At 70.7% G+C, this 25,295-nt stretch carries 16 protein-coding genes and 2 pseudogenes; 5 read left to right on the top strand and 13 right to left on the bottom strand.

The genetic code is table 11. The features are described from left to right. Window positions 1–31: 31 nt before the first annotated feature. The 7 genes and pseudogenes from ACGG9C_RS14790 to ACGG9C_RS14760 form a co-directional block, all read right to left on the bottom strand. Complete coding sequence (locus ACGG9C_RS14790) at window positions 32–577, bottom strand: copper resistance CopC family protein (RefSeq protein WP_228480863.1); 546 nt, start codon at window positions 575–577, stop codon at window positions 32–34. Then, the gene (locus ACGG9C_RS14785) at window positions 523–1,332 is read right to left on the bottom strand and encodes a hypothetical protein (RefSeq protein WP_194384047.1); all 810 of its coding nucleotides are present in this window, start codon (window positions 1,330–1,332) and stop codon (window positions 523–525) included. Before ACGG9C_RS14785 ends, ACGG9C_RS14790 begins: the two co-directional genes overlap by 55 nt. Before the next feature lie 39 nt (window positions 1,333–1,371). Further along, window positions 1,372–2,235, bottom strand: coding sequence for a MurR/RpiR family transcriptional regulator (locus ACGG9C_RS14780; protein ID WP_228480864.1), 864 nt, complete (start codon window positions 2,233–2,235; stop codon window positions 1,372–1,374). Further along, window positions 2,213–2,383, bottom strand: a pseudogene (locus tag ACGG9C_RS14775) (phosphonate ABC transporter, permease protein PhnE); the annotation flags it as partial. The gene ACGG9C_RS14780 and the pseudogene ACGG9C_RS14775, both read right to left, overlap by 23 nt. 33 nt (window positions 2,384–2,416) lie before the next feature. Continuing rightward, window positions 2,417–3,097: an HAD family hydrolase gene (locus ACGG9C_RS14770; protein WP_228480865.1), complete on the bottom strand. Its 681-nt coding sequence runs from the start codon at window positions 3,095–3,097 to the stop codon at window positions 2,417–2,419. A 292-nt stretch (window positions 3,098–3,389) separates the two neighbouring features. Next, window positions 3,390–4,154, bottom strand: coding sequence for a YqjF family protein (locus ACGG9C_RS14765; protein ID WP_194384051.1), 765 nt, complete (start codon window positions 4,152–4,154; stop codon window positions 3,390–3,392). Then, window positions 4,151–5,185: a zinc-dependent alcohol dehydrogenase family protein gene (locus ACGG9C_RS14760; protein WP_194384052.1), complete on the bottom strand. Its 1,035-nt coding sequence runs from the start codon at window positions 5,183–5,185 to the stop codon at window positions 4,151–4,153. The genes ACGG9C_RS14765 and ACGG9C_RS14760 overlap by 4 nt, the downstream gene beginning before the upstream one ends. Window positions 5,186–5,275: 90 nt before the next feature. On the opposite strand from ACGG9C_RS14760, the gene poxB reads away from it, so the two are divergent. After that, window positions 5,276–7,006 (top strand): ubiquinone-dependent pyruvate dehydrogenase, encoded by a 1,731-nt coding sequence (gene poxB / locus ACGG9C_RS14755; protein ID WP_194384053.1) that lies wholly within the window; start codon window positions 5,276–5,278, stop codon window positions 7,004–7,006. Window positions 7,007–7,076: 70 nt separating this feature from the next. Further along, the gene (locus ACGG9C_RS14750) at window positions 7,077–7,460 is read left to right on the top strand and encodes a hypothetical protein (protein ID WP_194384054.1); all 384 of its coding nucleotides are present in this window, start codon (window positions 7,077–7,079) and stop codon (window positions 7,458–7,460) included. 42 nt (window positions 7,461–7,502) lie between these two features. Here ACGG9C_RS14750 and ACGG9C_RS14745 read toward each other — a convergent pair whose 3' ends face one another. Further along, a complete protein-coding gene (locus tag ACGG9C_RS14745; RefSeq protein WP_228480866.1) occupies window positions 7,503–8,546 on the bottom strand; it encodes an isopenicillin N synthase family oxygenase in 1,044 nt (347 codons plus the stop codon). Between the two features lie 196 nt (window positions 8,547–8,742). On the opposite strand from ACGG9C_RS14745, the gene ACGG9C_RS14740 reads away from it, so the two are divergent. Continuing rightward, entirely contained in the window at window positions 8,743–9,738 is a 996-nt protein-coding gene (locus ACGG9C_RS14740) for a nucleoside hydrolase (RefSeq protein WP_194384056.1), read from the top strand. A 379-nt stretch (window positions 9,739–10,117) separates the two neighbouring features. Continuing rightward, window positions 10,118–11,146, top strand: a pseudogene (locus tag ACGG9C_RS14735) (DUF4407 domain-containing protein); the annotation flags it as partial. A gap of 177 nt (window positions 11,147–11,323) precedes the next feature. Here the strand turns inward: ACGG9C_RS14735 and ACGG9C_RS14730 are convergent. Further along, complete coding sequence (locus ACGG9C_RS14730; protein ID WP_194384057.1) at window positions 11,324–11,983, bottom strand: NAD(P)H-binding protein; 660 nt, start codon at window positions 11,981–11,983, stop codon at window positions 11,324–11,326. Between the two features lie 648 nt (window positions 11,984–12,631). On the opposite strand from ACGG9C_RS14730, the gene ACGG9C_RS14725 reads away from it, so the two are divergent. After that, window positions 12,632–13,768: a serine hydrolase gene (locus tag ACGG9C_RS14725; RefSeq protein ID WP_194384058.1), complete on the top strand. Its 1,137-nt coding sequence runs from the start codon at window positions 12,632–12,634 to the stop codon at window positions 13,766–13,768. Window positions 13,769–14,221: 453 nt separating this feature from the next. Here the strand turns inward: ACGG9C_RS14725 and ACGG9C_RS14720 are convergent, their stop codons facing one another. The 4 genes from ACGG9C_RS14720 to ACGG9C_RS14705 form a co-directional block, all read right to left on the bottom strand. Next, window positions 14,222–19,666 (bottom strand): glycoside hydrolase domain-containing protein, encoded by a 5,445-nt coding sequence (locus tag ACGG9C_RS14720; protein ID WP_194384059.1) that lies wholly within the window; start codon window positions 19,664–19,666, stop codon window positions 14,222–14,224. Between the two features lie 165 nt (window positions 19,667–19,831). Continuing rightward, a complete protein-coding gene (locus tag ACGG9C_RS14715; protein ID WP_194384060.1) occupies window positions 19,832–22,921 on the bottom strand; it encodes an immunoglobulin-like domain-containing protein in 3,090 nt (1,029 codons plus the stop codon). Window positions 22,922–23,158: 237 nt separating this feature from the next. Continuing rightward, window positions 23,159–23,812: a hypothetical protein gene (locus ACGG9C_RS14710; protein ID WP_194384061.1), complete on the bottom strand. Its 654-nt coding sequence runs from the start codon at window positions 23,810–23,812 to the stop codon at window positions 23,159–23,161. Window positions 23,813–23,949: 137 nt separating this feature from the next. After that, on the bottom strand, window positions 23,950–24,960 hold the full coding sequence (locus ACGG9C_RS14705) for an immunoglobulin domain-containing protein (RefSeq protein ID WP_071045264.1): 1,011 nt from the start codon (window positions 24,958–24,960) through the stop codon (window positions 23,950–23,952). Between the last annotated feature and the right edge of the window lie 335 nt (window positions 24,961–25,295).

Raw genomic sequence — 25,295 nt, 5'->3', positions numbered from 1 at the left:
GGATTGCCTTTCAGGGTGCGATGGCGACGGGTCACGACTCGTCGCCGGTGCCGGCCTTTCGCCGGCGGGTGAGGGAGATGAGCGCGAAGGCGGCGACCGCGACGGCCGCCCCACCCGCGCCGATGAGCACGAGACGCATCGCGCCCGCGCTCTCCTGTGTGCTCTGACTCTGCGACGACGCCGGGTCGCCGACGCTGTCACCCGTACTCGCGGTCGTGTCGGTCGCGGCCCGCTCGAGAGGCTCGGCATCACCGATCGTGAACGGCACGAGACCGCTGATCGGATGGCCGTCCTCGGAGACGACGCGCCAGCGCACCTCGTATCCCGCTTCCGGCATATCCGGCTCGAGCGCGATCGTCACGACGTTGTCGCTCCGTTCGGGCTCGCCGTCGGCCCAGTCATGGCCATCGGCGTCGGCGACGACGACGGCCGCCCCCATCGGGAGGATCTCACCCGAGAAGGTGAGCGTCACCGACTCGGGAGCCACGGCGAGCTGCTCGTCCGTGGCCGGGGTGCTCGAGATCAGTTCGTCGTGCGCGGCGGCGGGGGCCGCGACGACGACGGTGGATCCGAGCACGATGCTCGTCGCGGCAACCGCCGTGACGAGGCGCGTGCGGATGCGGAACATCGACGACGCCCTTCTGCGCACGATCGTGCGCGAGTACTCCGCTCGGCCTCGGCCGAGCGCGAACGACCCGTCGCCCGGAACGGACGACGGCGGTGGTCAGAGCACTCGGAGGGCGGGCGGTCCGCGGCGCCGCAGGGGCGCGCCAGGCGGGGGGCGTCGTCGACCGACGGGGCAACGACGAAGAGAGGGGCGCGGGGCGCATCCGGAACCGGGGAGAGCACGGCGACGGGCTGACGCCGGCGCCACCACGCGACCAGCTCGCCGGCCAGGGTGCGCAGCGCGGCGAGTACCCGCTCGCCTCGGTGCAGCGCCGCGACCGTGACGACGGCCGCGAGCACGTGCCAGCCCCACATGGCGGCATCGGCATACAACGCGGCGGTCGTCTCGCCGGACAGCGGCGCCAGCGTGATCGCACCGTGGTGGTGGCCGCCGGCCGTCACCGCCCCGGCATCGGCCGCGCCGAGCACGAACAGCACGTGGAAGAGCACCTGACTGAGCGTGACCGACAGCGACAGGCGGAAGACGGAGAGGCGTCGACCGGCCAAGAGGGTGCAGACGAACACCCACAGCACCCACGGCACGACGATGCCGAGCCATCCGGGCATCGCACCGCCACCGGCGACGTGGGACAGCAGCGCGACGAATGTCGCGACGGATGCGGCGACGAGACCACGAGCGACCCGAGGTGCCCGTGACTGACGCATGGTCCCCATTGTCGCACCTCCGCCGGGGGAGGTGAGTCCTCACTCGTCGAGCGAGTGCCCCAGCACGGAGAGGGTGGCCGAACGGGCGTCGCGACCCTGGTCGCCGCGGCTCGCGACCAGAAGGCCCACGACCGATTCGGTGACGAGCATGAGCGACGCTCGGGAGGCGTGCTCCAGCTCTTCGCGGAAGGATCCGCGCACCGGGGGGATCACGAGCGCGATGTCGGCGGATTCGGCGACCGCCGACCGCGCGAAGGAGGTGATCGCGATCACGCGGGCGCCGCTCTCGCGCGCCGCGGTCATGACCGCGAGCGTGGCACGGTTGACCCCCGACCCCGAGATGACGAGGCAGACGGCGCTCGCGCCGAGTTGGCGGGCCGCGATCTCCTGTCCGAGGGTGTCCGGCAGGTACTCTGAGGGGCGTCCGGCGGCCGTCAGGCGCAGCACCATGTCCAGTCCGAGCGGTGCGGACAGGCCGTTCGCGGCCACCAGCACTCGCGTCGCGCCGTCCAGGGCGCCGACGAAGCCTTCGAGCTGGTCGTCGGTGAGGGCGGTGACCGTCTGCGGCAGGCGCGCACTGAAGGCATCCACCTCGGCCCGCAGCGCGCCGAGCATCGAGCCGTCGCTCGTCACGGCGGGGGCCGCCGATCCGCGTGCGAGCTCACGGGCGAGGGCCACCCGCAACTGCGGATAGCCGTCGTAGCCGAGAGTCTGCGCGGTCCGGATGACGGTGGCACGGCCCACCCCGACGGCCTCGGCGACCTCCTGCGCCGACCGGTCGATGGCCGACTCGATGTCGGCGGCGATCGCCTCGGCGACCCGTCGCTCGCTGGGCTGCATCGAGGGGGCGAGGGCGGCGACACGCGCGCTCGGGGGTGCGTCAGAGGATCCGACCCAGGTCACGTGCGCCCGCTCCCTCCATGATCCGGCGGCGAATCGCGCCGGAGATCGCATCCATGAGCATCGTGGCCGCGACCACGACGATCAGGAGCATGCCGACCGTATCCCACTCTCGGTAGTCGGTGTAGTTCGACAGCATGTTGCCGATGCCGGGCAGCAGGCCGGGTGACTCGCGACAGGCCTCTCAGCGGTGAGCGGGAGACGAGCCGGATGCCGCCGCGGCGGTCCAGGCGCGAAGATCGTCGGAGAGGTCGGCGATCGTGCGCCCGCGCAGCGTTGCGGGGAACGGCGAGGAGTCGCAGGTGGCGCCCACGAGCGCCGTGTCGGCACCGAGAGCCGCCGCGGGGGCCAGGTCGAACTCGGCGATGTCGCCGATCGAGAGCACGGGGCCGTCCTCGAGTGCGCCGCGGATCACGGCCGACAGTCCGTCCGGCTTGCCGACGGTGAAGTGCATCGCCGAGAAGAGGTCGGCGATGCCCCAGTCGGCGAGGAGCTCCCGCACGCCGGCGTCGGGAGCATTGGTCGCCAGCACGAGCCGGGCGTCGCCGGCGAGGTCGCACAGGAGGTCGGCGATTCCGGCCGGGGGTGCCACCGGCGCCGCGGGGGTGCCGAGCACGTCACGGCTGGTCTCGTAGGCCGCGCTGACGTCGTCGGAGGCGATGCCGGCGTGCTCCGCGGCGGTTCCGACGGCGTGGTACCCGTCGCGGTATCCCGAGTCTCCCGCCGCGAAGGAGGCGAGTTCCGCCTCGGCCGTGGTGAGGAAGCCGTCACCGGCGACCCGGGCGAGGGAGCGGGCGTAGGCGACGATCGGTCCGTCGCCGAGGGCGAGCGTTCCGTCGAGGTCGAAGACGATGGTGCCGGTCACGTGGGTCCCTTCCGCGTCCATGTGGACGCAGCGTCCAAGTTAGACCGCGATTATGGACGGAATGCTCACCGGCAGATGAACAACCGGTTACGAGGCCTGCGGATGGGCTCCCACGCCGTCGACAAGACAGGAGATTTCGCGGCGACCAGGCGTGATCGGCCCTGTTCCCCGCCGCCACGGCGCCGATCTCCTGTTTTGTTGACGCGAGGACCCACGTACCGGCGCGGAAACGGCGCTGAGCGGGCGCGGTAGGGGCGCGGAGTGGGCGCGGGAACGGCGCGTCGGGGCGGTGTCAGGCCCGGCGGGCGCCCGAGAACCGCGTGATCAGGCCCGGGTGGTCGAACGGCATCGCGAGGACGGAGTCGGGTGCTCGATCGGCGAGGTCGGAGAATCCGGCCGCGGCGAGCAGGTCGTCGTCGAGAGCGAGCAGCTCGGCCTCGACGAGCGGCCAGGGCTCGTGCTCGTTCGCCGCCCAGATCGTGCGGCCGAGATGCCGCTCATGGAACCCCCATCGCGCGGTGAGGAAGCGGGACAGCGGCGTGTCTACCGCGGTCTCGCCGATCGCCACGCGTATGCGCGTGCGCGGTTCTCCGGGTCGTCCTCTCGAGGATCGACGCCGTGAGCGGAACTCCCGCACCAGCGCGCCGGGCTCATCGCGCATGCCGATCTGCGACCACCGGTAGGGGAGTCCGAAGAGGGCTCGCGCGGTGAGCACGGGGAGGAGGTGTTCGGCCTCGAGCGTCTGGAAGACGACGCCGCGCCTTCCGGCGGCATCCACGCCATAGGTGCGGACATTGATCTCGCAGAAGGTGCCGAGGCGCGGCACCGGCCCGAAGGGCAGGAACCGGAAGTCGGACAGCACGAAGGGGACGAGGGCGATCCAGGCCGACCCGTCGAACACATCGGGTTCGACGCCGGCCGGCATCAGCGGCCGGATGCGGTCGGAATCCACCCGCCAGTGCAGGAACACGGCACGGCTCCAGCGCTGGGCGATCCGTGCCCGTCCGGGCAGTGCGGGCGCGCCGGGCTCGAGCAGCGGCATGTCGGAGCGGGTCATCGGCTCGGGTCGATCAGCGTCATGCCGGCCGGCGACGACCGGTCGAGCACGGGCAGGAGGGCGGCGGCGTCATCGAGCGAGACGACCGCTTCGACGAGGTCCTGCGGACGCAGATCGCCGCGCTCGATGAGCGACAGCATCGCCGGATAGTCGACGGCGGCCATGCCGTGGCTGCCGAGAACGTCGAGTTCCCACGCGATCGCGCGCGCCATCGGCACCGGCGACAGACCTGTGGGGCTCGGCAGCAGTCCGACCTGCACGTGGCGTCCGCGGCGGCGCAGCGACAGCACGGCATCGGCGCAGGTCTGCTCCGACCCGACGGCATCCATCGACACGTGGCTTCCGCCGTCGGTCAACGACCGAATGCGCGCCGGCACATCGTCGCCGGCCGGCACGACGTGGTCGGCGCCCAGTCGCACGGCGGTCTGCCGCGCGCGTTCGCTGCGGTCGACCGCGACGACCCGCGCGCCGAGCGCCTTGGCGATCATCACGGCACTCAGACCCACTCCGCCGGCGCCGACGATCGTGACCCATTCCCCGGCGGACAGGCGCGCACGTGCCGTGAGGGCCCGGAAGGCGGTGGCGAAGCGGCACCCGAGCGCGGCGGCGGCCTCGAAGGACACGTCGTCGGGGATCGCGACGAGATTCGTGTCCGCGGCGTGCAGGGCCACCCGTTCGGCGAACGACCCCCAGTGGGTGAACCCCGGCTGCTGCTGGTCGGGGCACACCTGCGCGTCGCCACGGCGGCACCACGTGCACCGGCCGCATCCGCACACGAACGGAACGGTGACCCGGTCGCCGACCCTCCAGCGTTCGACGCCCGCGCCCACGGCGTCGACCACGCCGGCGAGCTCGTGGCCGGGAACGTGCGGCAGGGCGATGTCATCGTGCCCGACCCAGGCGTGCCAGTCGCTGCGGCACAGCCCCGTCGCCTTCACCGCCACGACGACTCCGCCCACGGGGGCGGCCGGCGCGGCGACGTCTCGGACCGACAGCGGTCCGGCGATCTCATCCATGACCAGCGCGCGCACATTCTCACGCTACCGCCGCCCGGTGTCGACCCCTCGCGAGCGAGCACCGCCCCGCGCATACCGTGGGACCAGCCCGAGACGAGGAGAACCATGGCACAGACCATCGCCGATCAGTCCGTCGAGATCCTCGAGCGCGCCGGCGTCGAACGGGTGTGGGGCCTGCCCGGCGACTCCCTGAACGCCTTCACGGATGCGCTGCGCACCAGCGACATCGCCTGGATGCACGTGCGGCACGAGGAGGCGGCCGCGTTCGCCGCGGCGGCGGAGGCGGAGATCACCGGCGAGCTCGCCGTCGTCGCCGGAAGCTGCGGACCCGGCAACCTGCACTTCATCAACGGCCTTTTCGACGCGCACCGCAGCCGGGTTCCGGTGCTGGCGATCGCCTCGCACATCCCGTCGTCCGAGATCGGCTCCACCTACTTCCAGGAGACCCACCCGCAGGAGCTGTTCCGCGAGTGCAGCGACTACTGCGAACTCATCTCCGACCCGGCTCAGTTCCCGTGGGTGCTGGAGACGGCGATGCGCACGGCCGTGGAGAAGCGCGGCGTCGCCGTCGTCGTCGTGCCCGGCGACATCTTCTTCGAGAAGGCGCCCGAGCGACGCCCCGCGGCCGCCATTCAGGCGACCCGGCCGCGCATCGTTCCCGGCGAGAGCGAGCTCGAGGCCGCTGCGAAGCTGCTGGATGCCGGCGACGCCGTGACGATCCTCGCCGGCGCCGGGGTCGCGGGTGCCCATGAAGAGGTCGTCGCGCTCGCGGACCGGCTCCAGGCACCGATCGTGCACGCCCTGCGCGGCAAGCAGCACATCGAACACGACAACCCCTTCGACGTCGGGATGACCGGTCTTCTCGGCTTCGCGTCGGGGTACCGGGCGATGGAGAAGTGCGACACGCTGCTCATCCTCGGCAGCGACCTGCCCTACCGGCAGTTCTACCCGCAGGACGCCACGATCATCCAGGTGGATGTGCGCGGTGAGCAGCTGGGCAGGCGCGCCCCGATCGACCTCGGCCTCGTCGGCGATGTCGGCGAGACCGCGCGCGCCCTGCTGCCGATGCTGCGCGTCGGCCGCGACAGCGATCACCTCCGCTCGGCGCTCGAGCACTACGGCAAGACGCGCGCGCAGCTCGACGAGCTGGCCACGGACGACGGACACACGTCGATCTACCCGGAGTTCCTCACGCGCCTCATCGACGAGATGGCCGCGGACGACGCGGTGTTCGTGCCCGACGTCGGGTCGCCGGTGACGTGGGCGGCGCGCTATCTGCACATCCATTCCGGTCGCCGCCTCGTCGGGTCCTTCTCCCACGGGTCGATGGCCAACGCCCTCTCGCACGCGCTCGGTGCGCAGGCAGTCGACCGAGACCGGCAGGTGATCGCCCTCGCCGGCGACGGGGGTCTCGCGATGCTCATGGGCGATCTGCTGTCGCTTCGCCAGAACGATCTGCCGGTGAAGATCGTCGTCTACAACAACTCCTCGCTGAACTTCGTCGAGGTCGAGATGAAGGCGGCCGGCATCCTGAACTTCGGCACCGGGCTGGACAACCCCGACTTCGCCGCCGTCGCCGAGTCGGTCGGCATCACCGGCATCCGCGTCGACGAGCCGGGTCAGCTGCGCGGCGCCCTCGAGCGGGCCCTGTCCGAACCGGGTCCGGCCCTCATCGACGTGGCGGTCGCGCGTCAGGAGCTGTCGATCCCGCCGTCGATCAGCGCCGCTCAGGCCAAGGGCTTCGCGCTGTATGCGCTTCGCACCGTGATGTCCGGGCGGGGGGATGAGCTGCTCGACCTCGCCGACACGAACGTGTGGCGCCGCCTCTTCCACTGACACACGTGGGCGAACGCGCGCGGCGCGGGTCACCGGGCCCTAGGATCTCATCCGACCAGAGGGGAACCCGATGACCACTCCCGCAGCACCCGGCCCGGAGGCCGAGCGGCCCATGACGACCGAGCCGACTACACCGGTCGACGCTCCGCCGGCGCGGAAGCGCGACGTGCTCGGCATCGTCGCGGTGATCGTCGCCGCGATCGGTCTGCTGCCGACCCTCGCGGTCTTCCTCATCGGGCTCGTGCCGGAGATGAACGCGATCTGGTGGCTCGGCATCATCATCATCCCGCTGCTGGCGATGCTGGGCGTCGTCGTCCTCGTGCTCGCGATCATCGGCATCGTCGTCGGTGCACGCCGGCACTCGAGGTTCGTCTGGTCGATCGTGGCCGCCGTGCTCGGGCTGCTGATGGTCGCTCCGATGTCGCTGCTGTTCCTCGAGTCCGCGACGATCTGAACGGATGCCGCCGCCGGCATACGCCGACGGCGGCGGGCGAGGTCAGCGCTTGCTGGCCAGCACCCGCGCCGATTCGCGTTCAGCTGTCACGTTGCGTACGCCGGCTCGCGAGCCGGCGAGCTTGGCGGCGATGTGCTCGCCGACGGTCACCGGCTCGTACAGGTCGGGATGCTCGTCGTCGATGCACGAGGGAAGGGTGCGGATGACGGCGTCGACATCGCCGTCGTGGAAGAACGCCGCGCTGCGGCGGCGCTCGATGGTGCCGTCGATCACCGGAGGCTTCACGCGGTGCAGCGTCGACATCCACCGTTCGTTGGTCAGGCGCGCGGTCACGTCGCCGAGGTTGATCAGCAGCGCGCCGGCCTCGGGCTGCACGTCGTTCCACGAGCCGTCGGCGCCGAGCACCTGCAGTCCGCGCACCTGGTCGGCCCACAGGATCGTGACGATGCCGTAGTCGGTGTGCTCGCCCATGCCGGTGAGGTCGCCGTCGAGGGTCACGTCGGTGCCGGGCGGAAGGGCGTAGTTGTTCATGCGGAAGACGTCGAGCGAGTGACCGGTGCGGTCCGCGAAGAAGTCCGGTTCGAGTCCCAGCGCGTCGGCGAAGATGCTCGTCATCGTGCGGGCCACGCGAGCGGCCTCCCCGAAGTACGTCTGCACCTTCTGCTCGAAGTCCGGCACATCCGGCCACACGTTGTCGGCGTAGTCGGGCTGAGGGAGATCCGCGGACTCGGGGTAGTCGGCGGCGGTCGCCCCGATGTTGAAGGCCTCGAAGAAGTCGTTCATCCGCGTCGCCGCCTCGACACCGAGGGAGAGGCTGAGCGACTCGGACTTCGGCGGCGAATAGCCGCGGTTGATCTCCGGCGGCGTGCGATAGCCCTTCTTCGCGTCGAGATCGAGCGCGAAGAACGCATCCATCGCCTCGGTGAGGCCGTCGATGATCTCGGGCGGGATGCCGTGCCCGTGAATCTGGATGAACCCGACCGTGCGGCACGCGTGGTCGATGGCTGCGGCGACGGCCAAGCGCTCTTCGGGCGAGCCGTCGGTGACATAGGCGGAGGTGTCGACGGAGGGAACGTGGAACGTCATGGTGACTCCTTCGGTGAGGGCGGTCCGGGCGACCGCGGTGGGTTGCCGCATCAGGCTTTCCCCACCCCTGGAGGGCGTCGCTTTCCGTGCGTGTCATCCGACGCTAGCCGTCCGCCTGTTTCGGGCGCGTGAAGATTCGCCTCGGATGCTCCTCCCGAGTCGGTCCGCGCGCCCCGGCGCGGGTAGGTTCTTCCCGATGAACGCCCCCGCCACCGCCCCGATGCCCGTCTTCCTCGACTGCGACACCGGAGTCGACGATTCCCTCGCCCTTGCCTATCTGTTGTCGTCGCCGGCGGTGCGGCTGGTCGGGATCGGAACGGTCAGCGGGAACACCAGCAGCGAGCAGGCCGCGCGCAACTCCCTGGATCTGCTGGCCCTTCTCGGCGCGCCGGAGGTTCCGGTGGCGATCGGGGCGCGCGATCACCTGCGCAAGACGTACAACGGCGGCGTGCCGCACATCCACGGAGTCAACGGCGTGGGCGACGTCGACCTGCCGACCTCGCCCCACGAACCGGTGGCGGCATCGGCGGCCCGGCTGCTGATCGATCTGTCGCACGAGCACGCCGGCGACCTGCACATCGTCGCGATCGGACCGCTCACCAATCTCGCGCTGGCGCTGCGCGAGGACCCGACCCTGCCGTCCCGCGTGATCGCCGTGACGATCATGGGCGGCGCCGCGCTCGCCCCGGGAAACCTCTCGCCGGTTGCCGAGGCGAACATCGGCAACGACCCGGAGGCGGCGGCCGCTGTCGTCGAGGCCGACTGGGACCTCACGATCGTGCCGCTGGATGTCACGATGGAGAACGTGCTGCACGAGGCGGACCGGCTGCGGCTGCTGGAATCGGATGTTCCCGGCGCGCGCGCTCTCGGCGAGATCCTCGACCTCTACTTCGACTTCTACCTGCCCACCTACGGCACGCGAAGCTCGGCGCTGCACGATCCGCTGGCGGCGGCGATCGCCGCGGGCGGCGTCATCCCGACCCTCGCCCCGCGCGTGCCCGTCGTCGTCGACACGACCGACGGCCCCGGACGCGGGCAGACCGTGGCCGACCTGCGCGGGCAGCGCCTCGGTGCCGTCGACCACCCGGGAGTGCGAACACGCATGGTGCTGGGCACCGACCGCCCGCTCGGACCGCACCTTCTCGACGTGGTCACGGCGCCGGCGCGCCGGAACGCTCCCGTCGAGGTGTGACGCGCGCGCCGGGCACGGAGCCCGGCGGATCCGCGCCCGGCGGATCCGCGGGTCGCATGCGGCGTTCGCCCAGGCTGGCCATAGCGAGAACGTGCAGGGTGTCCCGGTGAACTATTCCGCTCATCGCCCCGGCCAGTTCGGCTCCGACGGCCAGATCGAGTTCCCGGTCGACGATGACGCCGAACCCCAGTACCTCTCCGACCTGAAGCCCGCGCGCGACGACGTCGATCAGGAGACCGGCGCCGCTGAGGCGGCATCCGCGCTCCCTGCCGGCACCGCGACGGAGCCGACCGTCGTCCTCGACGACACCGCGACGGACGAGCCGGAGCCCGACGTCGCGCCGCGGGGGCGCCGTCCCCGTGCCGGACGCCGACGCCGGATGCCGCTGTCACGACGCCTGGCGATCCTCGGCGGCGCAGACGGCGACATCCTCGACGACGTGCCGGCTGAGACCCCGCGCTTCGTGCAGATGTTCTTCGTGCTGCTCGGCACCGCCGTCGTCTCGGCGCTGTCGATGTTCTTCGCGCTCCTGACCGGCGTAGAGGTGATCGTGTGGATCGCCGTGCCGCTGGCGATCGTGTGGGCCCTCATCATCTTCAACCTCGACCGGTTCCTCACCTCGACGATGACCTCCACGCGCAATCCGTGGCGTCTGCTCGGTCTCGCGTTCCCGCGCGTGGTGATGGCGGCGCTGATCGGCGTCGTCGTGGCGGAACCGCTCGTGCTGCAGATCTTCCAGAACGACATCACGCGCGAGATGAACGCGACCAACGTGGTGCAGGCCCTCGAGGACCAGACGGCGGTCACCGACGGGCCCGAAGCGCAGGCGCTCGACGCTGCCGGCGAGCGCCTCGCCGAACTGGAGAACCAGGCGGCGACGGGCATTATCGCGGGCACGTCGTCGACCTCTGCCGAGGCGGCCGCCGCGCAGACGACGGTCGACCAGCTCACCGCCCAGCTCGCCGAGAAGCAGGCGGTCATCGACGAGGCGCGCCTGCTCTACCAGTGCGAGCTGACGGGCGCCGGTGCCGGCGAGGTCGAAGGATGCTCCGGCGTCACGGGCGAAGGATCGAGCTCCGAGGCCGCCGAGGCGCAGCTGAGCGCGGCACAGGCGGCATACGACGAGACGGCCGCCCAGCTGCTGGAGGCGCAGAACGCCCTCACCGCCGCGAACGGAGCCAGCGCGGATGCCGCGGCGAGCGCATCCGAGATCAACAAGCAGCAGGCCGAAGACGAGCTGCCCGTGGCCCGGGAGCAATACGACATGGCGCTGGCGGCATATAACGAGCAGGCCGAGTCCGTCGCGTCGGGCAACGCGGGTGCGACGGGGCTGCTCAGCCAGATGAGCGCCATGGAGCGCCTGGCTGAGCAGGAACCGGCGATCCGGTGGGCGCACCTGCTCATCGCGGGCCTGTTCTTCATGATCGAGCTGCTGCCGGTGATCGTGAAGGTGCTCACCAGCTACGGCGACCCGTGGCCATGCGTCGCCAGGTCGATCTCGACCGCGTCACCGCGCGCACGTGGACCGAGCGCGCATCCATCGCGACCGCCGGGACCGGGTAGTCAGCTGCAGCGGGGGTGCCGCTCAGGCCGGACCCCAGATGGCGGTGAAGCGGGCACGCCGGTGGGCGGGGCGCTCGATCTCGTCGACGATCGCCAGCGCCAGGTCGGCGGCGGAGATGGTCGAGGCTCCGTCGGCGTCCTTGAGGAGAACGTCGCCGCCGAGCACGTACGACCCGCGCGAGGGCGTGCCGAACCAGGCGCCGAAGTCCGACGGCGGGCTGACGTAGAACCAGTCGACCGACTCCGGGGACTGCTTCAGGATGTCGAGGGTGCGCAGACCCGTCTCGATCTCGGGCTTGACCTCGGCGGGGAGGTTCTCGTGGGAGACGTCCCAAAGTGTCCGCCCGCCCTCTTCGAGCTGCAGAGACGACGCCCCGCCGATATAGCCCACGCGCGTCGCGGAGCCCGCGACCTCGTCCAGGAGGCGCTCCAGCACATCCTCCACCTCGCCTGCCATGTCACCGCGGGGCGACAGGGCCACCACGACGGCGTCGCGGCCCTGCACGACGCTCGACAGTGTCTGCGCGTCGCGCGCGTCTCCGGCCACGTGGTCGATCCCCTCGGCCGACGCGTCGGGAGTCGAGCGGCTGACCGACGTGACCTCGTGTCCGCGGCGCGCCGCCTCAGCGGCCACCGCCGCTCCAGCGTATCCGCTGCCGCCGAGAACCGTGATGCGTGCCATGAGTACCGTCCTTTTCCCCGTCCGCCGTCTGCGCGGACGCCTCAGCTCACACCGTGGGCAACACCGTCGGCAGCGTCACGCATTCCGCACGGGCCCGGCGCGGGTCGACGCGGGTCGGCGCGGGTCGCCGCGGGTCGCCGCGGGTCGGCGGGGGTCGGCGCGGGTCGGCGGGGGTCGCCGCGGGTCGGCGGGGGTCGGCGCGGGTCGGTGCGGCCCTCCTTCGCGCACGCCCGCCTTTCAGGGTCCCACCTTCGCGTCCGCCGGCCCGCCCGTCTGTCGCCGTCGCCAGGTCTTCGCCGTTGCCCGATCTTCGCCGCTGCCTTCACCCCCGCCCTTCTTGCCCTAACTCAGGCTGGAACCGCCCCGAACGGCCGCTGCGGCGCCCGATCCGCCCTCTCAGCCTGAGTTGGTGTCACGCGGCTTCCGCTACGGCGCCGGTCGCCCTCGCCCCGGCGTCGGCCGGTCTCACCACGCCGCCGGTCGGCCTCACACCGCCTTCACCCCGTTTCGCGCACGCCTTCGCGCAGCAATTCAGGCTGAGACGGGCCTCGACACCCGCAGCGGCGCCAATTTCGCCCTCTCAGCCTGAGTTGGCGCACAGGAGGCCGAGTTGGTGCACAGACGGCGACAGCGTGGCACGGTGATCTCATGACCTCCCCGCTCGAGCAGCTGCTGGCGCGTCACGTCTCGACCGGCACCGTTCCCGGAGCCGTCGCCGTCGTTGTCGCACCGGGTGCCGACCCCGCACCGCTCGCCGTGGGTGCGTCCGCGCTCGGCGGACCGGACCTCGACGTCGACGCGATCTTCCGCATCCAGTCCATGACCAAACCCGTCACCACCGTCGCGGCGCTGCGGCTGGTCGATCGTGGGCTCATCAAGCTCGACGACCCCGTGGCGCGATGGCTGCCGGAGCTCGCCGACCCGGTCGTGCTGTCGCATCCGGACGCGCCGCTCGACGACACGCGGCCATCGCCCCGGCCGATCACCGTGCGCCACTTGCTCACCAACACCAGCGGATACGGCATGATGACGACCGATTCCCCTCTCGCCCAGGCCATGGTCGAGACAGGACTCGAGGCAGGTCCGCAGCCGAGCGGCCTCGGGGCCGACGAGTGGCTGGCAAGGGCGGCGAGCCTTCCGCTCGCCTTCGCCCCGGGTGAGGGATGGCGCTACCACCACTCCTTCGGCATTCTCGGCGTCCTCATCTCCCGCGTGGTCGGCCGCTCCACGCCCGACCATCTGCGTGACGACCTCCTCGTCCCGCTCGGCATGGTCGACACCGGATTCTGGACCCCGTCAGCATCCGCGCACCGACTGCCGGCGACCTACCGACGCGACGGCGACGTGCTGGTCGAGAGCGAACCCGCCGGTGGCGGGTTCTACGCCGGACCTCCCGCCCACGACGTCAGCCACGAAGAGCTCGTGTCCACCGTCGCGGACTACGCCCGCTTTCTCCGCGCACTCAGCCACGGAGCCGAGGTCGGTGACGGGCCGCTGGTTTCGGCGGAGCTGCTGAAGCTGATGACATCCGATCGTATCCCGGGCGCACTCAAGCGGCCGGACAGCTTCTTCCCCGGCTTCTGGGACCAGATGGGGTGGGGCTTCGGCGTCGGCGTGCAGACCGGCGGCGACCACGCCGGTCGGTTCGGCTGGTCGGGCGGCCTCGGCACCGACTTCTTCGTCGACCCCGACGGCACGATCGGCATCCTGCTGGCGCAGGTCGACCTCGACGATCAGGTGATGGCAATGTTCAACGAGTTCCAGCAGCTGGTTCCGCCTCACTGACCCGTCGCCCCGAGGCGTCGCCGCCTCCGTCCTTCGACCCTTCCGCCGGACCTAAGTCAGGCTGGGACGGTGTTGGGATGCCGCTGCGGCACCGAATCCGCCCGCACAGCCTGAGTTGGTGCATGAGAGGTCGCCGCACCGGGCGCGACGGCTCTGGAGGAGCCGGAACCAACCCCGCGACCCGATCCCCGTTTGGTCGCACCCGCCCACGTGAACAGTTGCCTCCCGCCGTCCGTGTCCACCGGCGGCGTCCGGATGGTATCCGAACCGCCCCGTGCCGGAACTCAGGCTGGGACGGCCTCTGGACGCCGCCACGGCACCGAATCCGCCGTCTCAGCCTGAGTTGGTGCACCGGGGGAGCGGCCTGACCGGATGGGCAGCGACCTCACCGGCACCGGGGCAGCGCCCTGACCGGACGGGCAGCAGCCTGACCGGCACCCGTCAGGACGCTGGTCACTCCGCGGCGGTTCCGCGGGAGCGGCGGCGCACGAGCACGACTCCGCCCGCGATGCCGGCCAGCGCGAGAACGCCGATCACCCACGCGGCCGTCGCGTCTCCTCCGGTCACCGGCAGATCCGCCACGGTGAACTCGGCCCATCCAACGAGTTCGCCGTCGGCGTCGAGCATTGCGAGACGGTGCTCGCCGGCGTCGAGGCCTGCGGGGAGCGTGAGGGTGGCGCCTCCGTCAGCGTCGGCGAGCGCCCAGCCGAGAGGCTGCGGCTCGGAGTAGACGTATCCGAAGTGCCATTCGTCCGCGGCCAGACCGCCGACCGTCACGTCGCGGCCCGCGACGGAGACGGTGATGACGTCGCGGAACACGAGCGGCAGATCGTCACCGTCAACGGTCGGAGCAGCCGGCACGAAGCCCGGTCGCCCGTCGGTCCCAGGCTCTTCCGTGCCCGGCTCCTCCGTCCCGGGCTCCTCCGTCTCAGGCTGTTCCGCGCCAGGCTCCTCGGTCCCAGGCTCCTCCGTGCCCGGCTGCTCCGTCTCAGGCTCTCCCGCGCCAGGCTCCTCGGTCCCAGGCTCCCCCGTGCCCGGCTCTTCCGTGCCGGGCTCCTCCGTCCCCGGCTCCTCGGGCTGCTCGAGTGCGGCGAGCGCCTCGCGCAGCGCGTCGTGCGCGGCGGTGTACGTCTCGTAGCTCGACCCTCCGGCGACGGCGCGTGCCTGCGCCAGAGCGTCGTCGAGGCGGCCGAGCGACTCGTCGGTGTACGGGGAGCGGTCCACGGCCTCCGCCTCGGCGATGAGCACCGGCAGAGCGCGGATGACCTTCCACTCGAGCTGCCCCTGCGCCGCCTGCAGCACGCGGAGCGCCTCGTCGACCTCGGCCTGGGTCGCCGCCTCGTCGCCCAGCACGGCCTCCGCCTCGGCGACGGCCCGTTCCAACACGGCGAAGTCGATCGCGAGGAACCGCTCCTCCTGAGCGACGAGCTCGGATGTCGACGACACGGCCGTCTGCAGCTCGTCGCGATTCACCGGCTGCGGCGTCTGCTCGTCCGGCGCGAACTCCCACCAGTCGAAGTTCGCCACGTACTGATAGGCCTGCCCCGGGACAGGGTCGGAGTGCATCACGACGATGAGCGTGTGGCGTCCCGACACCTCGCGTTCGAGGTCCACGGTGGTGGTGACGTAGTTCCCCCAGCCCCCGGTCTTCGGAAGCGCGACGCTCGCGACCCGGTTCTCCTCGGTCTGCTCGTCGAGGTAGAACTCCAGGCGCGGGTTCGCCCCGACGCGCTCGTCGCGAGTGGATGTGCGCACGGTCAGCGTCGTGAGCGGGCCGGTGCCGAAGGCGACGTCGTCGTAGACCAGTTCGCCGCCGTCGTACGTCCCGCCGACGTTGCCCGACGGACTCGTGCCCTCGGCCACGAGCGAGCCGCCGCTCGACGAGGTGAACTCCTCCGCCTCGACGCGTGTCGGAAGAACCGGCGCGTCGTCGTCGGCCTGCAGCAGCGTCACACGGTCGAGGCTGATGGTGCCCGGGTCGAGCCGCAGGCTCACGGTGGGTGCCCAGTCGGCACGCTCGTCGACGCTCAGCACGGCGTCGAGCGAACCGCTGCGCAGCTCGGACCAGGTGCCGTTCCGCTCCACCCACGAGGTGATCCGGCCGTCGTCGACGACCGTCGCGAAGCGGTCGCCCGGCTCCCACGAGACGCCGCCCTGGATGCCCGCGCCGACATCCCGTCCGCTACCGTCCACGACGACGTCGAACCCGGTCTCGGAGCGGGTGTTGTTGAACCAGCTGTGCGCGCGGTTGCCGACCCCATCGGTCAGTCCGATGAACAGGCTGTCCTCCGCCGAACCCGTGCCGGCGAAGGCGCGCGGCTCGACCACGAGCGCGAAGGGCTCGCTCGTCTCGGCCGGAAGGGCGAGGTGCGTCCAGCGGCGACCGTCGGTGGATATGGCCTCCAGCACGCCCTCTTCGGCATCGACCGCGAGGTCGGCGGCCGGCTCCGATGCGTCGCCGTAGGCGGTGTACTCCGCCAGTCGATCGACCGAGAAGTCGTCGTCGAAGGCGACATCGGCGTAGGCGACGCCGTCGAGCACGACCCGGTCGGTCGCCGGGGAGATCCGCAGGTCGTCCGCAGCGCGTTCCAGCCGGTCCAGCGCGGCGCGAAGCGCGTCGTCGCCCGCCGAGTCCTCGGCGAGCAGGGACCGGGCAGCCTCTCGCGCCTCGTCGAACGCGGCGAACGAGGCCGTCGAGTAGGCACCCCGCACCACCAGGTCGGCATCGGCGAGCGCCTCGGTCAGCTGACGGCGCCACTCCTGATCGATTGCGAGAGTGAGCGTTCCGAGCCCCGAGACGCCGTCACCGCGCAGCGCGGCTGCGGCCGCTCCTTCGAGGGCGGCGTCGGTGAAGGCGAGCGCGAAGGCGGCCGTGGCGGCATCCCCCATCGACCCGGTCAGGCGCAGGTCGGCCGTCGCGGCACCGGTCTTGACGAACGCGGCGGCGACGCCGGCCGGCAGCCCCGGCACGGTCACGAGACCGTCGGCGACGAGGTCGCGACCGTCGGCGCCGGCGAAGGTCGCACCGCGCAGGGTGAGCCCGACCGTGGCGTCGACGGTGCCGTCGGCGGCGGCGAGCACCGTGGTGCGATCGACCGCGAGGGATGCGCCGGTGAAGGTCACCTTGAACACGAACTCCTGCGCGCCGGTCGACGGCGTGCGGCTGAACGCGGCGTCGGTCACCTGCACGACGAGGTCGTCGATGCTGTCGAACTCCGTCGAGGCCGTCGCGTTGCCGGTGAGGATGAGATCCACCGAGCGGTCACCGGTGCGCTCCGCCCGCAGCGTGAGGCCGTCCGGAACTCCGGAGGCGGTGATCGCCCCGCTCGCGGCGAGATCGTCACCGTTCCGCCCGGCGAACGTGCCGTTGGTGATGGTCAGCGCCACCGTGTTCTCGATCGACCCGTCGCCGGCGGTGGAGCGGAACTCGCGCTCGGAGACCACGACGGCGCCGGTCGGGTTGTAGACCGAGCTCGGGAGGGTGTCGCTCAGCGACGCGGGAGCCACTCCGTCGGCCGCCCAGTCCGAGGCGGTGTCGCCCATCGTGAAGGCCAGCGATCCGCCCCCGGTGAGCTGGTCGTAGGTGACCCACGTGCGGTCGAAGCTCTCGCCGTTGAGGGTCGCCGACTGGATGTAGTAGTCGTCGGGCGAGACACCGTCGGCGGAGATGTCGAACGTGCGACCCGATTCGTAGGAGATCCGCACGTTCTCGAAGAACGGCGTGCCGATCTGGTACTCGTCCGACCCGGCGGCGACGGGGAACAGTCCCATCGCGGCGGCGACGAACATCGATGACATGGTTCCGGTGTCGTTGTCCATCGTCGGCAGGAACCCCTGCGGCGAGTTGCTGTAGACCGACGTCTTCACGGGCGGGGTGAACTCGCCGCCGTTGGTCGGCGCCTCGTGCGTCGAGCCGGTGGCGATGTAGCGGTTCCAAGTCTCGTCGGTGTAGATGCTGCGCACCCAGTGCTGGGTCTGCGCGGGCGAGCCGACGTAGTTGAACAGATAGGGCGCCTGCAGATCGATCTCGTTGGCGTTGGCGTGCAGCATCCGGGAGCCGTCGTCGGGAGCGTGCTCGCCGAACATGAAGCTCAGCGCCTCGAGGGTGGTCTCGGCGCCTCCCATCTTCTCGATCATCCCGCCCATGTCGGGGGCGACGTACCAGTTGTACTGCCACAGCGTGCCCTGGTACACGTTGCCGGCCTCGAAGCGCTCGGGGTTCACATCCGCCCACACGCCGGCCGCGTTCTTGGGGAAGACCAGACCAGTCGTCGTGCCATCGGCGAGGGTGACCGCGTCGCTCTTGTACAGGTTCGTCCAGTTCGCCGCGCGCAGCCGGTAGGCGTCGGCTTCGGCGGTCTTGCCGAGCGCGTCGGCGATCGTCGCGAGCGCCCAGTCGTCATACGCGGTGCCGAGGGTGTCGTCGACCTCGTTCGCGATGTAGCCGCGCTGCACGTTGCCGGCGTCGGCGTATCCACCCTGCGACTGCGAGACCAGGGCGGGCCATGCCGCCTCGAGGCCTCTCAGCTGCGCGCCCTTGGCCACGGCGTCGGCGACGACGACCGCGGCGCGCTCGAAGCGCACGGTCGGCACCGAGTGCACCTGGTTCGACAGCGACCCGCTGCCGGTGTTCGCAAAGCTCGCATAGAGGTCGACGATGGACTGCGCCATGTCGCGGAAGACCTCGGGGTAGCCGATCGCGAGCACTTCGTACTTGCGGAAGTCGTCCCAGAATCCCCAGCCGTCGTAGTGGATGTAGCCGTCGGCGGCGTAGATCTCGCCGTCGAGGCCGCGGTAGGTGCCGCTCGTGCTGGTGGCGTTCACCGGGGCGCCGAACATGCGGTAGAGGTGCGTGTAGAACAGCTGCTGCAGGTCGCCGTCGGGGTCGCTCGTGGTGGATGCGGTGACCGCGAGACGGCCGAGGATGGCGTTCCAGTCGGCGTGGGTGTCGGCGCGGACCTCCTCGAAGGTGCGTTCGCCCATCTCGACGCCGAGGTCGGTGCGCGCCTGTGCGGCGCTGATGGGGGAGATGGCGACCTCGAGTCCGACCTGCTCACCGGCATCCACGTCGAACTCGAGCACGGCGCCGAGGTCGGTGCCGGTGCGGGTCGCCGTGGTGTCGAGCGCCCCCGAGGACCCCCACGTGCGCAGCGAGCTGACCGGGACGGTCGACTCCGCGTAGTAGTACATGCGGTAGTCGTAGCCGTTGAAGTGACCGGTGAACTCGCCCGACAGTGCGGCGCGACCGTCCGACAGGGTCGAGGTCGTCAGGGAGGCGTCGCGGCGACTGGTGAAGTTGTTTCGCAGGTCCACGACGACGGATGCGGTTCCCGCCTCGGGGAAGGTGAACCGGTCCTGTCCGGTGCGCACGTCGACGGTCGCCTCGGCGAGGATCGCGCCGCGCGAGGTCTGCAGGTCGACGCCGTAGTAGCCGGGCTCGGCCTCCTCGGCGTCGTGGCTGTAGGTCTTCGCGTACGTGCCCGACGAAGGACGCGCGGAGTAGGTCTCGTAGGTGGGCACGACCAGCAGGTCACCGCCGCCGCCGGAACCGCCGACGCCGTTGAGGTTCGTGTGCGTGAAGCCGGCGATCTGGTCCTCGGCGTAGTCGTATCCGCTGTGCGACCGCCCCGGCGTGGTCATGGGGTTGATCTTGATGATCGAGTTCGGAGCCTCGGCGCCGGGCAGGTCCTGGCCGAAGTCGTCTTCGGTCGACACGAAGGTGTTCACCAGCGCCGCGAAGTCGGTTCCCTCGGTCGGTGCGGCTGCGGATGCGACCGGCGCGGCCACCGCGGGCGCAACGGCCGCCCCGAAGACGGCATTCCCGACCAGAGCGGCGCCGACGAGCGCTGCGAGAACGCCGGAGGAGAGGGAGCGGAGGGAACGGGATGTGTGCGACATGCGCGGAAGGCTCCAGGGCAGGGGGATGCGGGGCTCGGGAAGGGGGATGCGTGAGGCTCGGGAGGGGATGCGGGGGCGAGGCGCGGGGTGGTGCGGGAAGGGGCGGGGAGGCGCCCGTGCATCGGGGACCGGGCGGTGCGGGCCCGGTCCCCGATGCAGCCGGCGTCAGCGCGAGGCGGCTGCGCGGCGTCGTGCGATCAGCAGCGCCCCGCCGGCGGCGAGCAGGAGCGCGCCGAGGGTGGCGAAGCCCCATCCCGCTGCGAGGTCGCCACCGGTAGCGGCGAGTCCGCCGCTTGCGGGTGCGGCGTCGGCGGCGAGCGTGATCTCCGTCCAGCCGACGATCATGCCGTCGGCGTCGAGAACCACGATGCGGTGCGTGCCGGCCTCGAGCGAGTCGGGCAGCGTCACCGTTGCGGTGCCGGTCGCCGACACGTCCATCCAGCCCAGCGCCGTCGGCGTGGAGTAGACGTAGCCGAAGTGCCACTCGTTCGCGGCGAGACCGCTGAGCGAGACGGTGCGACCGTCGAGCGTGGCGGTGATCACGTCTTCGAGCGAGGCCGGCAGGTCGGCGCCGTCGGTCACGGGCGCGCTGGGCGTGAAGTCGGGCTGCTCGGTGCCCGGCTCCTCGGTGCCCGGCTCCTCAGTGCCCGGCTCCTCAGTGCCCGGCTCCTCAGTGTCGGCGACCACGGTGACGGTGCGCGTGGCGACCGTCTCGTTGCCGCGGGCGTCGGAGACGGTGTAGGTCAGCGTGTAGCTGCCGGCGGTCGCGGTGTCGACCGCGCCGTCCACCGAGATCTCGTCGGTGAGGTCGCCGTCGACGTTGTCGCTGGCCGACACACCCGCGAGGGCGTCGAACTCGTCGCCGACGGTGATCTCCGCGTCATCCGGAACGGTGAGCTCCGGTGCGGCATCCTTCGTGAGCACGACCTCGTCGACGACGCTGTTGACCGGCATCGCCGAGCCGTTGGCCTGGCTGCGCAGGGTCCGCAGGGTCATCTCGTCGTCGGTGACCTCGATCACCGAGTAGTTGCGCACCTTCTCCTGGTTGATCACCGAAGCGAACCAGGCGTCCGGGGCCTGCGTGTCGTAGTACTTCGAGCCGCTGGCGGAGTTGGCGGTGACGTACAGCACCTCGCCGTCCTTCGCCTCGATCATCGACTGACCGGCGACCTCTGCCGCGTCGGCGAGCTCGCCGTCCTTGACCAGGTAACTGCGGGTGTAGTTGTGGTCGTGGCCCATGAGCACCACGTCGAACCCGAGATCCGAGATCGTCGACGGCATCTGCGCGCGACGGTCTTCGATGTCGCCGTCGTCGTAGTGCGATGCGACCGAGTAGATCGAGTGGTGGAAGGCGAGCACGCGCCAGGTGGCGTTCTCTCCCTGCTCGGCGATGACCTTCTCCATGAACGCGTTGTGCGAGTCGTAGTCGCGACTGTTGGAGTTGATGTTGATGAACAGCACATCCTTGTAGATGAACCAGTAGTCGCCACCCGACGTGGTGAGCCCACCGGCACCGGCCGTGAGGTCTTCGTTGGGCAGGTTGAAGTGCTGCTCGTAGGCCTTCGAACCGACGTCGTGGTTGCCGTTGGTCGCGACGAACGGGATGCTCTGCATCTGCTCCGGCGCGAGGAACAGCTCGTACTGCTGCTCGTTCGGCGCCGTCTCCACCTGGTCACCGGCCGAGAACAGCAGCTCGGCGTCGGGGTAGCTCTGCGTTGCGATGTCGAGCGTGTCGGCCCAGCCGGCGGCGTCGCTGGTCACGTTGCCGGAGGCACCGAGCTGCGGGTCGCCGAAGAACAGGAACGAGAAGTCGCCGTCGAAGTCCTGGGTGCGGAAGGTGTATACATCCGACCAGCCCTTCTCGTCGCTGCCGACGCGGTAGGCGTACTCGGTGTTCTCGGCGAGGCCGGTGAACGAGGCGTCGCGGAAGTACTCGCCGCTCGAGGTGCCGCCGGTCTTGGAGGTCTCGATGGTCGTCGCGGATGCGGAGAAGGTGTCGCCGTCGACGTCGGCCGCGGGTGCGATCTGCGCCACCTGCTCCGTGTCGATGTCGCTGTACCAGGAGATGTTGCGCTCGGATTCGGTCGCTCCGACGCCGAGCACCACGTCGGTGATCGTCGCCTCGTCGGGTTCCGGCACGGTCACGGTCGGCACGAGCGAGGTCACGTCGAGGTAGATGTCGCTGCTGGACTCGCGGTCCTGGTAGAGCGCGACGGCGATGGTGTTCTCGCCCGCCTCGAGGGCCTCCGCCGGAATGGTGAAGGTGCTCGTGAGGGGGTTGCCGTTGCTGGCGCCCGCGTAGGTGAGGTTCTGGTTCGCGGCGGTCTCGACGCGGTCGTCGACGAATCCGGCGACCTTCTCACCGTTCACGTAGACGCGCACGGCGTCGTCGTAGGTGATGGTGCCCTCGAGGCCGTCGAGCTGCGCGAGCTGCTCAGCGGAGATCTCGATCTCGTTGCGGAAGTGGTAGGTCGGGATCGTGTCCGACGAACCGGTCTGCGCGTACTGCACAAGGGTGTCGGCGACGAAGCCGCCACCGAGGTCGGCCGCGCCGCGCTTGGAGCCGAACGAGCCGGCCGCCTGCTTCCAGGCGGAGTCGTCGAAGTCGGCGGTGGTCCACGAGAGCGATCCGTCACCCGACGGGTCGGTGCCGTCGTCGGAGTAGCGCCACTCGTCGTCGGTGGTGAGGTAGCTGTCGGGCAACGCCTCGGGACCGAACTCGAAGTAGTCGAAGTTGCCGACGTAGGGGTGGCCCGAGTCGGTGTCGGCATCCATCGTCACGATGAGCTTGTGATCACCCGAGACGGCCATCGGCAGGTCGACGGTCGTCGTGCCGTAGGCGTTCCAGTTGTCGCCGGTCACGGGGAGGGGAACGGTGACGAGTTCGCTGCCGGCACTCGTGTCGTCAAGGGAGAAGGTCAGCGACGCGTTCTGACCGACGCGGCCGGAGTTGTTCACGTAGCGAACGGTCAGCGTCGACAGCGGGGCCGCTCCGAGCGAGACCGTGTCGAAGACGATCTCACCGCCGGGCCAGGTGCCGCCGACGTTGCCGAGCGACTGACCCGTGGCGTCGGTGCTCGACTCCTTCTTGAGACCGCCGCCGTTGTCGGTGGAGTAGTCCTCCGCCTGGATGCGCACGGGCTCGACGCCGATGCCGGTGACCGCGGCGGTCACGGCCGTCTGCGTCGCGGGGGCAGCCGCCGCGGGCAGAGCCGTCGCGGCGAACGACGCCGCGGTGAGGGAGCAGAGGGCCACGCCGGCGGCGTAGCGCCGCCAGACGCGGCTCGTGCGCGGGTTTCCGGCCGGGGCCGGGAGAGCGTCATGAGAGAGCAAGGAAGGTCACACCAATCTTGGGCAGGGGAAACGGGATGGAACACAACCGAAAGGGGGATGTGCGCGATGCGCCCGCCCCACGTTCGTCGCGTCGGGTGACCCGGGCGGGGACGAAAGATGAACGGCCGGTATCGATTGCGCGGCTTGCTGGGAACGCTCCTACGGGCTTGACAGATGGAGGACGACCCCGGTGACGCCGTCGCGGATGGATGCCATCCCCGACGCGGTTGCGCGCTCGGCGACCTCGACGGTCGCGGACTCCGAGGACAGGTCGGCGTCGGGGGCGGCCGCCGATCCGCGAGATGTCGCGCCCTCCCAGATGACGGCGGTCACGTTCTGCGTCGGCTCCGCCAGCTGTGCCCCGATCAAGAGGAACTGCTGGTCGAGCATCTGGGCGGTGTCGTATGAGAACGTGTCGACCACATCCGCCCCCACACCCACGACGAGGTCGGGCTGGTCCGCGGTCGCGTCGCTCAACGCCTGGGCGACGTCGCTCTCCGCCGTCGACGCCGCGTCGTAGGTCTGGATGCTCGCGCCGGCGTCATCCGCGAGGGCGAGCACACCCTGAAGCAGCCTGTCTGCTTCAGCGGTCGGCGGGTGGACCACGGCGATGCGGTACCCGGTCATCGCCGGTGCCGTGCCGGGCGGTGTCGCCTCGATGGTTCGGCCAGGCTCCGGGACGACGGTGCTCGCGCCGGCCGGCTCGGCGGCGGGAGCTGCGTCGGGATCCGCTGCAGCGCACCCGCACAGCGCGAGCGCCCCGGCGAGGGCGAGGACGCCGCAATGGATCATCGCGGCGCGAGGGAACATCACCGCGTCAGTAGACCCTGGTTCGGGGCCGAGGAGCTGACGCGAGGGTTACGGGCGGATGAACGGTGGCCGTTCACCGTTCATCCGCCTTCGCCTCGACGCACGCGGGAAGTTGCCGTCTCCCGCGTGCGTGAGCGCAGTCAGCTCTGTGTTCTGTTGCGGCGTCGCGCGGTCAGGAGGGCAAGTGCTCCCGTGATCAGGAGTGCTCCTGCGATCCCGGCGAGAGGCCACGGCGTTTCGGATCCGGTCGCGGCAAGGCTCGTCGTGGGCGGGGTGGAGTCGTCAGCGCCCGCGTCGGGCATGGCGGGGCTGCTTGCGCTTGGTTCAGGGGTTGGGCTCCCCGTGGGCACCGGTTCGGGCGCCGGCTCCTCGGAGTCACGCAAGACGGTGAGGAGCGCCTGACTGGTTGCGGTCTCTCCCGCGCCGTTGCTGAACACCGCCCGCACCGCAGTGCCGCTCTCATCCTGCGTGACCGCGCTCAATGTGAGCGTTGTGGAGGTCGCTCCTTCGATGGGCTGGAAGACGGCGTCTTCGAAGGTCAGCTCGTACCACTGCACCTCCAGGTACCGGGACGCATCAGCCGTGAACGTCGCATCCTGCCCCGCCGGAACCTGCTGGTCCACCGGCTGACTCGTGATCTCCGGCGCACTCCCCACCTCCGGGCCTGGCGTGGGTTCGTCGGTGCTGGGCAGCACGGTGAGGAGCGCCGCCCGGGTCGCGGTCTCACCCGGACCGTTGGCGAACACGGCGCGGACCGCTGTGCCGCTTTGATCCCGGGTGACCGCACTCAACGTGAGGGTCGGGGAGGTTGCCCCTTCGATGGGCTGGAAGATCGCGTCTTCGGAAGTCAGCTCGTACCACTGCACCTCCAGATACCGGTTCGCGCTGGCCGTGAACGTCGCATCCTGCCCCGCCGGAACCTGCTGATCCACCGGCTGGCTCGTGATCTCCGGCGCTCCCCCCACGTCCGGACCAGGCGTGGCGTCCTGGGTCGTGACGGTGGATGGATTGGCCGGCGCACGGGTGCCAGCGACGGCGACCGACGGCACGGCCAGGGCAGCCGACGTCAGGGCGAGCACACCTGCGATCGCGCCGAGCGCACGTGCTGTGCGGGATGTGTTCGCACGAGTGCGCGTGGGTCGTGTGGCCATGGGTTTCCTCCGAACGACAACGAAACAGCAGGACGAGGGCGCCGCGTCAGCCAGACCACATCACCCGATCGGCCCAGTCGCACGCGATCCCCACGAACAACACGCAGGAGACCCAGCGAGTTGAGGCGCGGAGGCACCGACTCCGCGCCCACCCTATGCACGACGACAGAGCCGTCTCGTCGTGCGATACCCGCGGAGGCTCCCGAGGCTGCATGAACCGTTCGACCGGTCGACGCTCACAAGCGGTGCTCCCGCGCCTGCTTCCGCGGAAATCCGGGACTCGTCGGCTCTGGCGCCACCCTTCGATGCCCCTCCCGAGATTCGCGCAGATTCAT

It is taken from the genome of Microbacterium sp. MTN4-26 (assembly GCF_042846595.1).
GTDB lineage: Bacteria > Actinomycetota > Actinomycetes > Actinomycetales > Microbacteriaceae > Microbacterium > Microbacterium luteum.
This window is presented reverse-complemented; position numbering and strand designations above follow the sequence as displayed.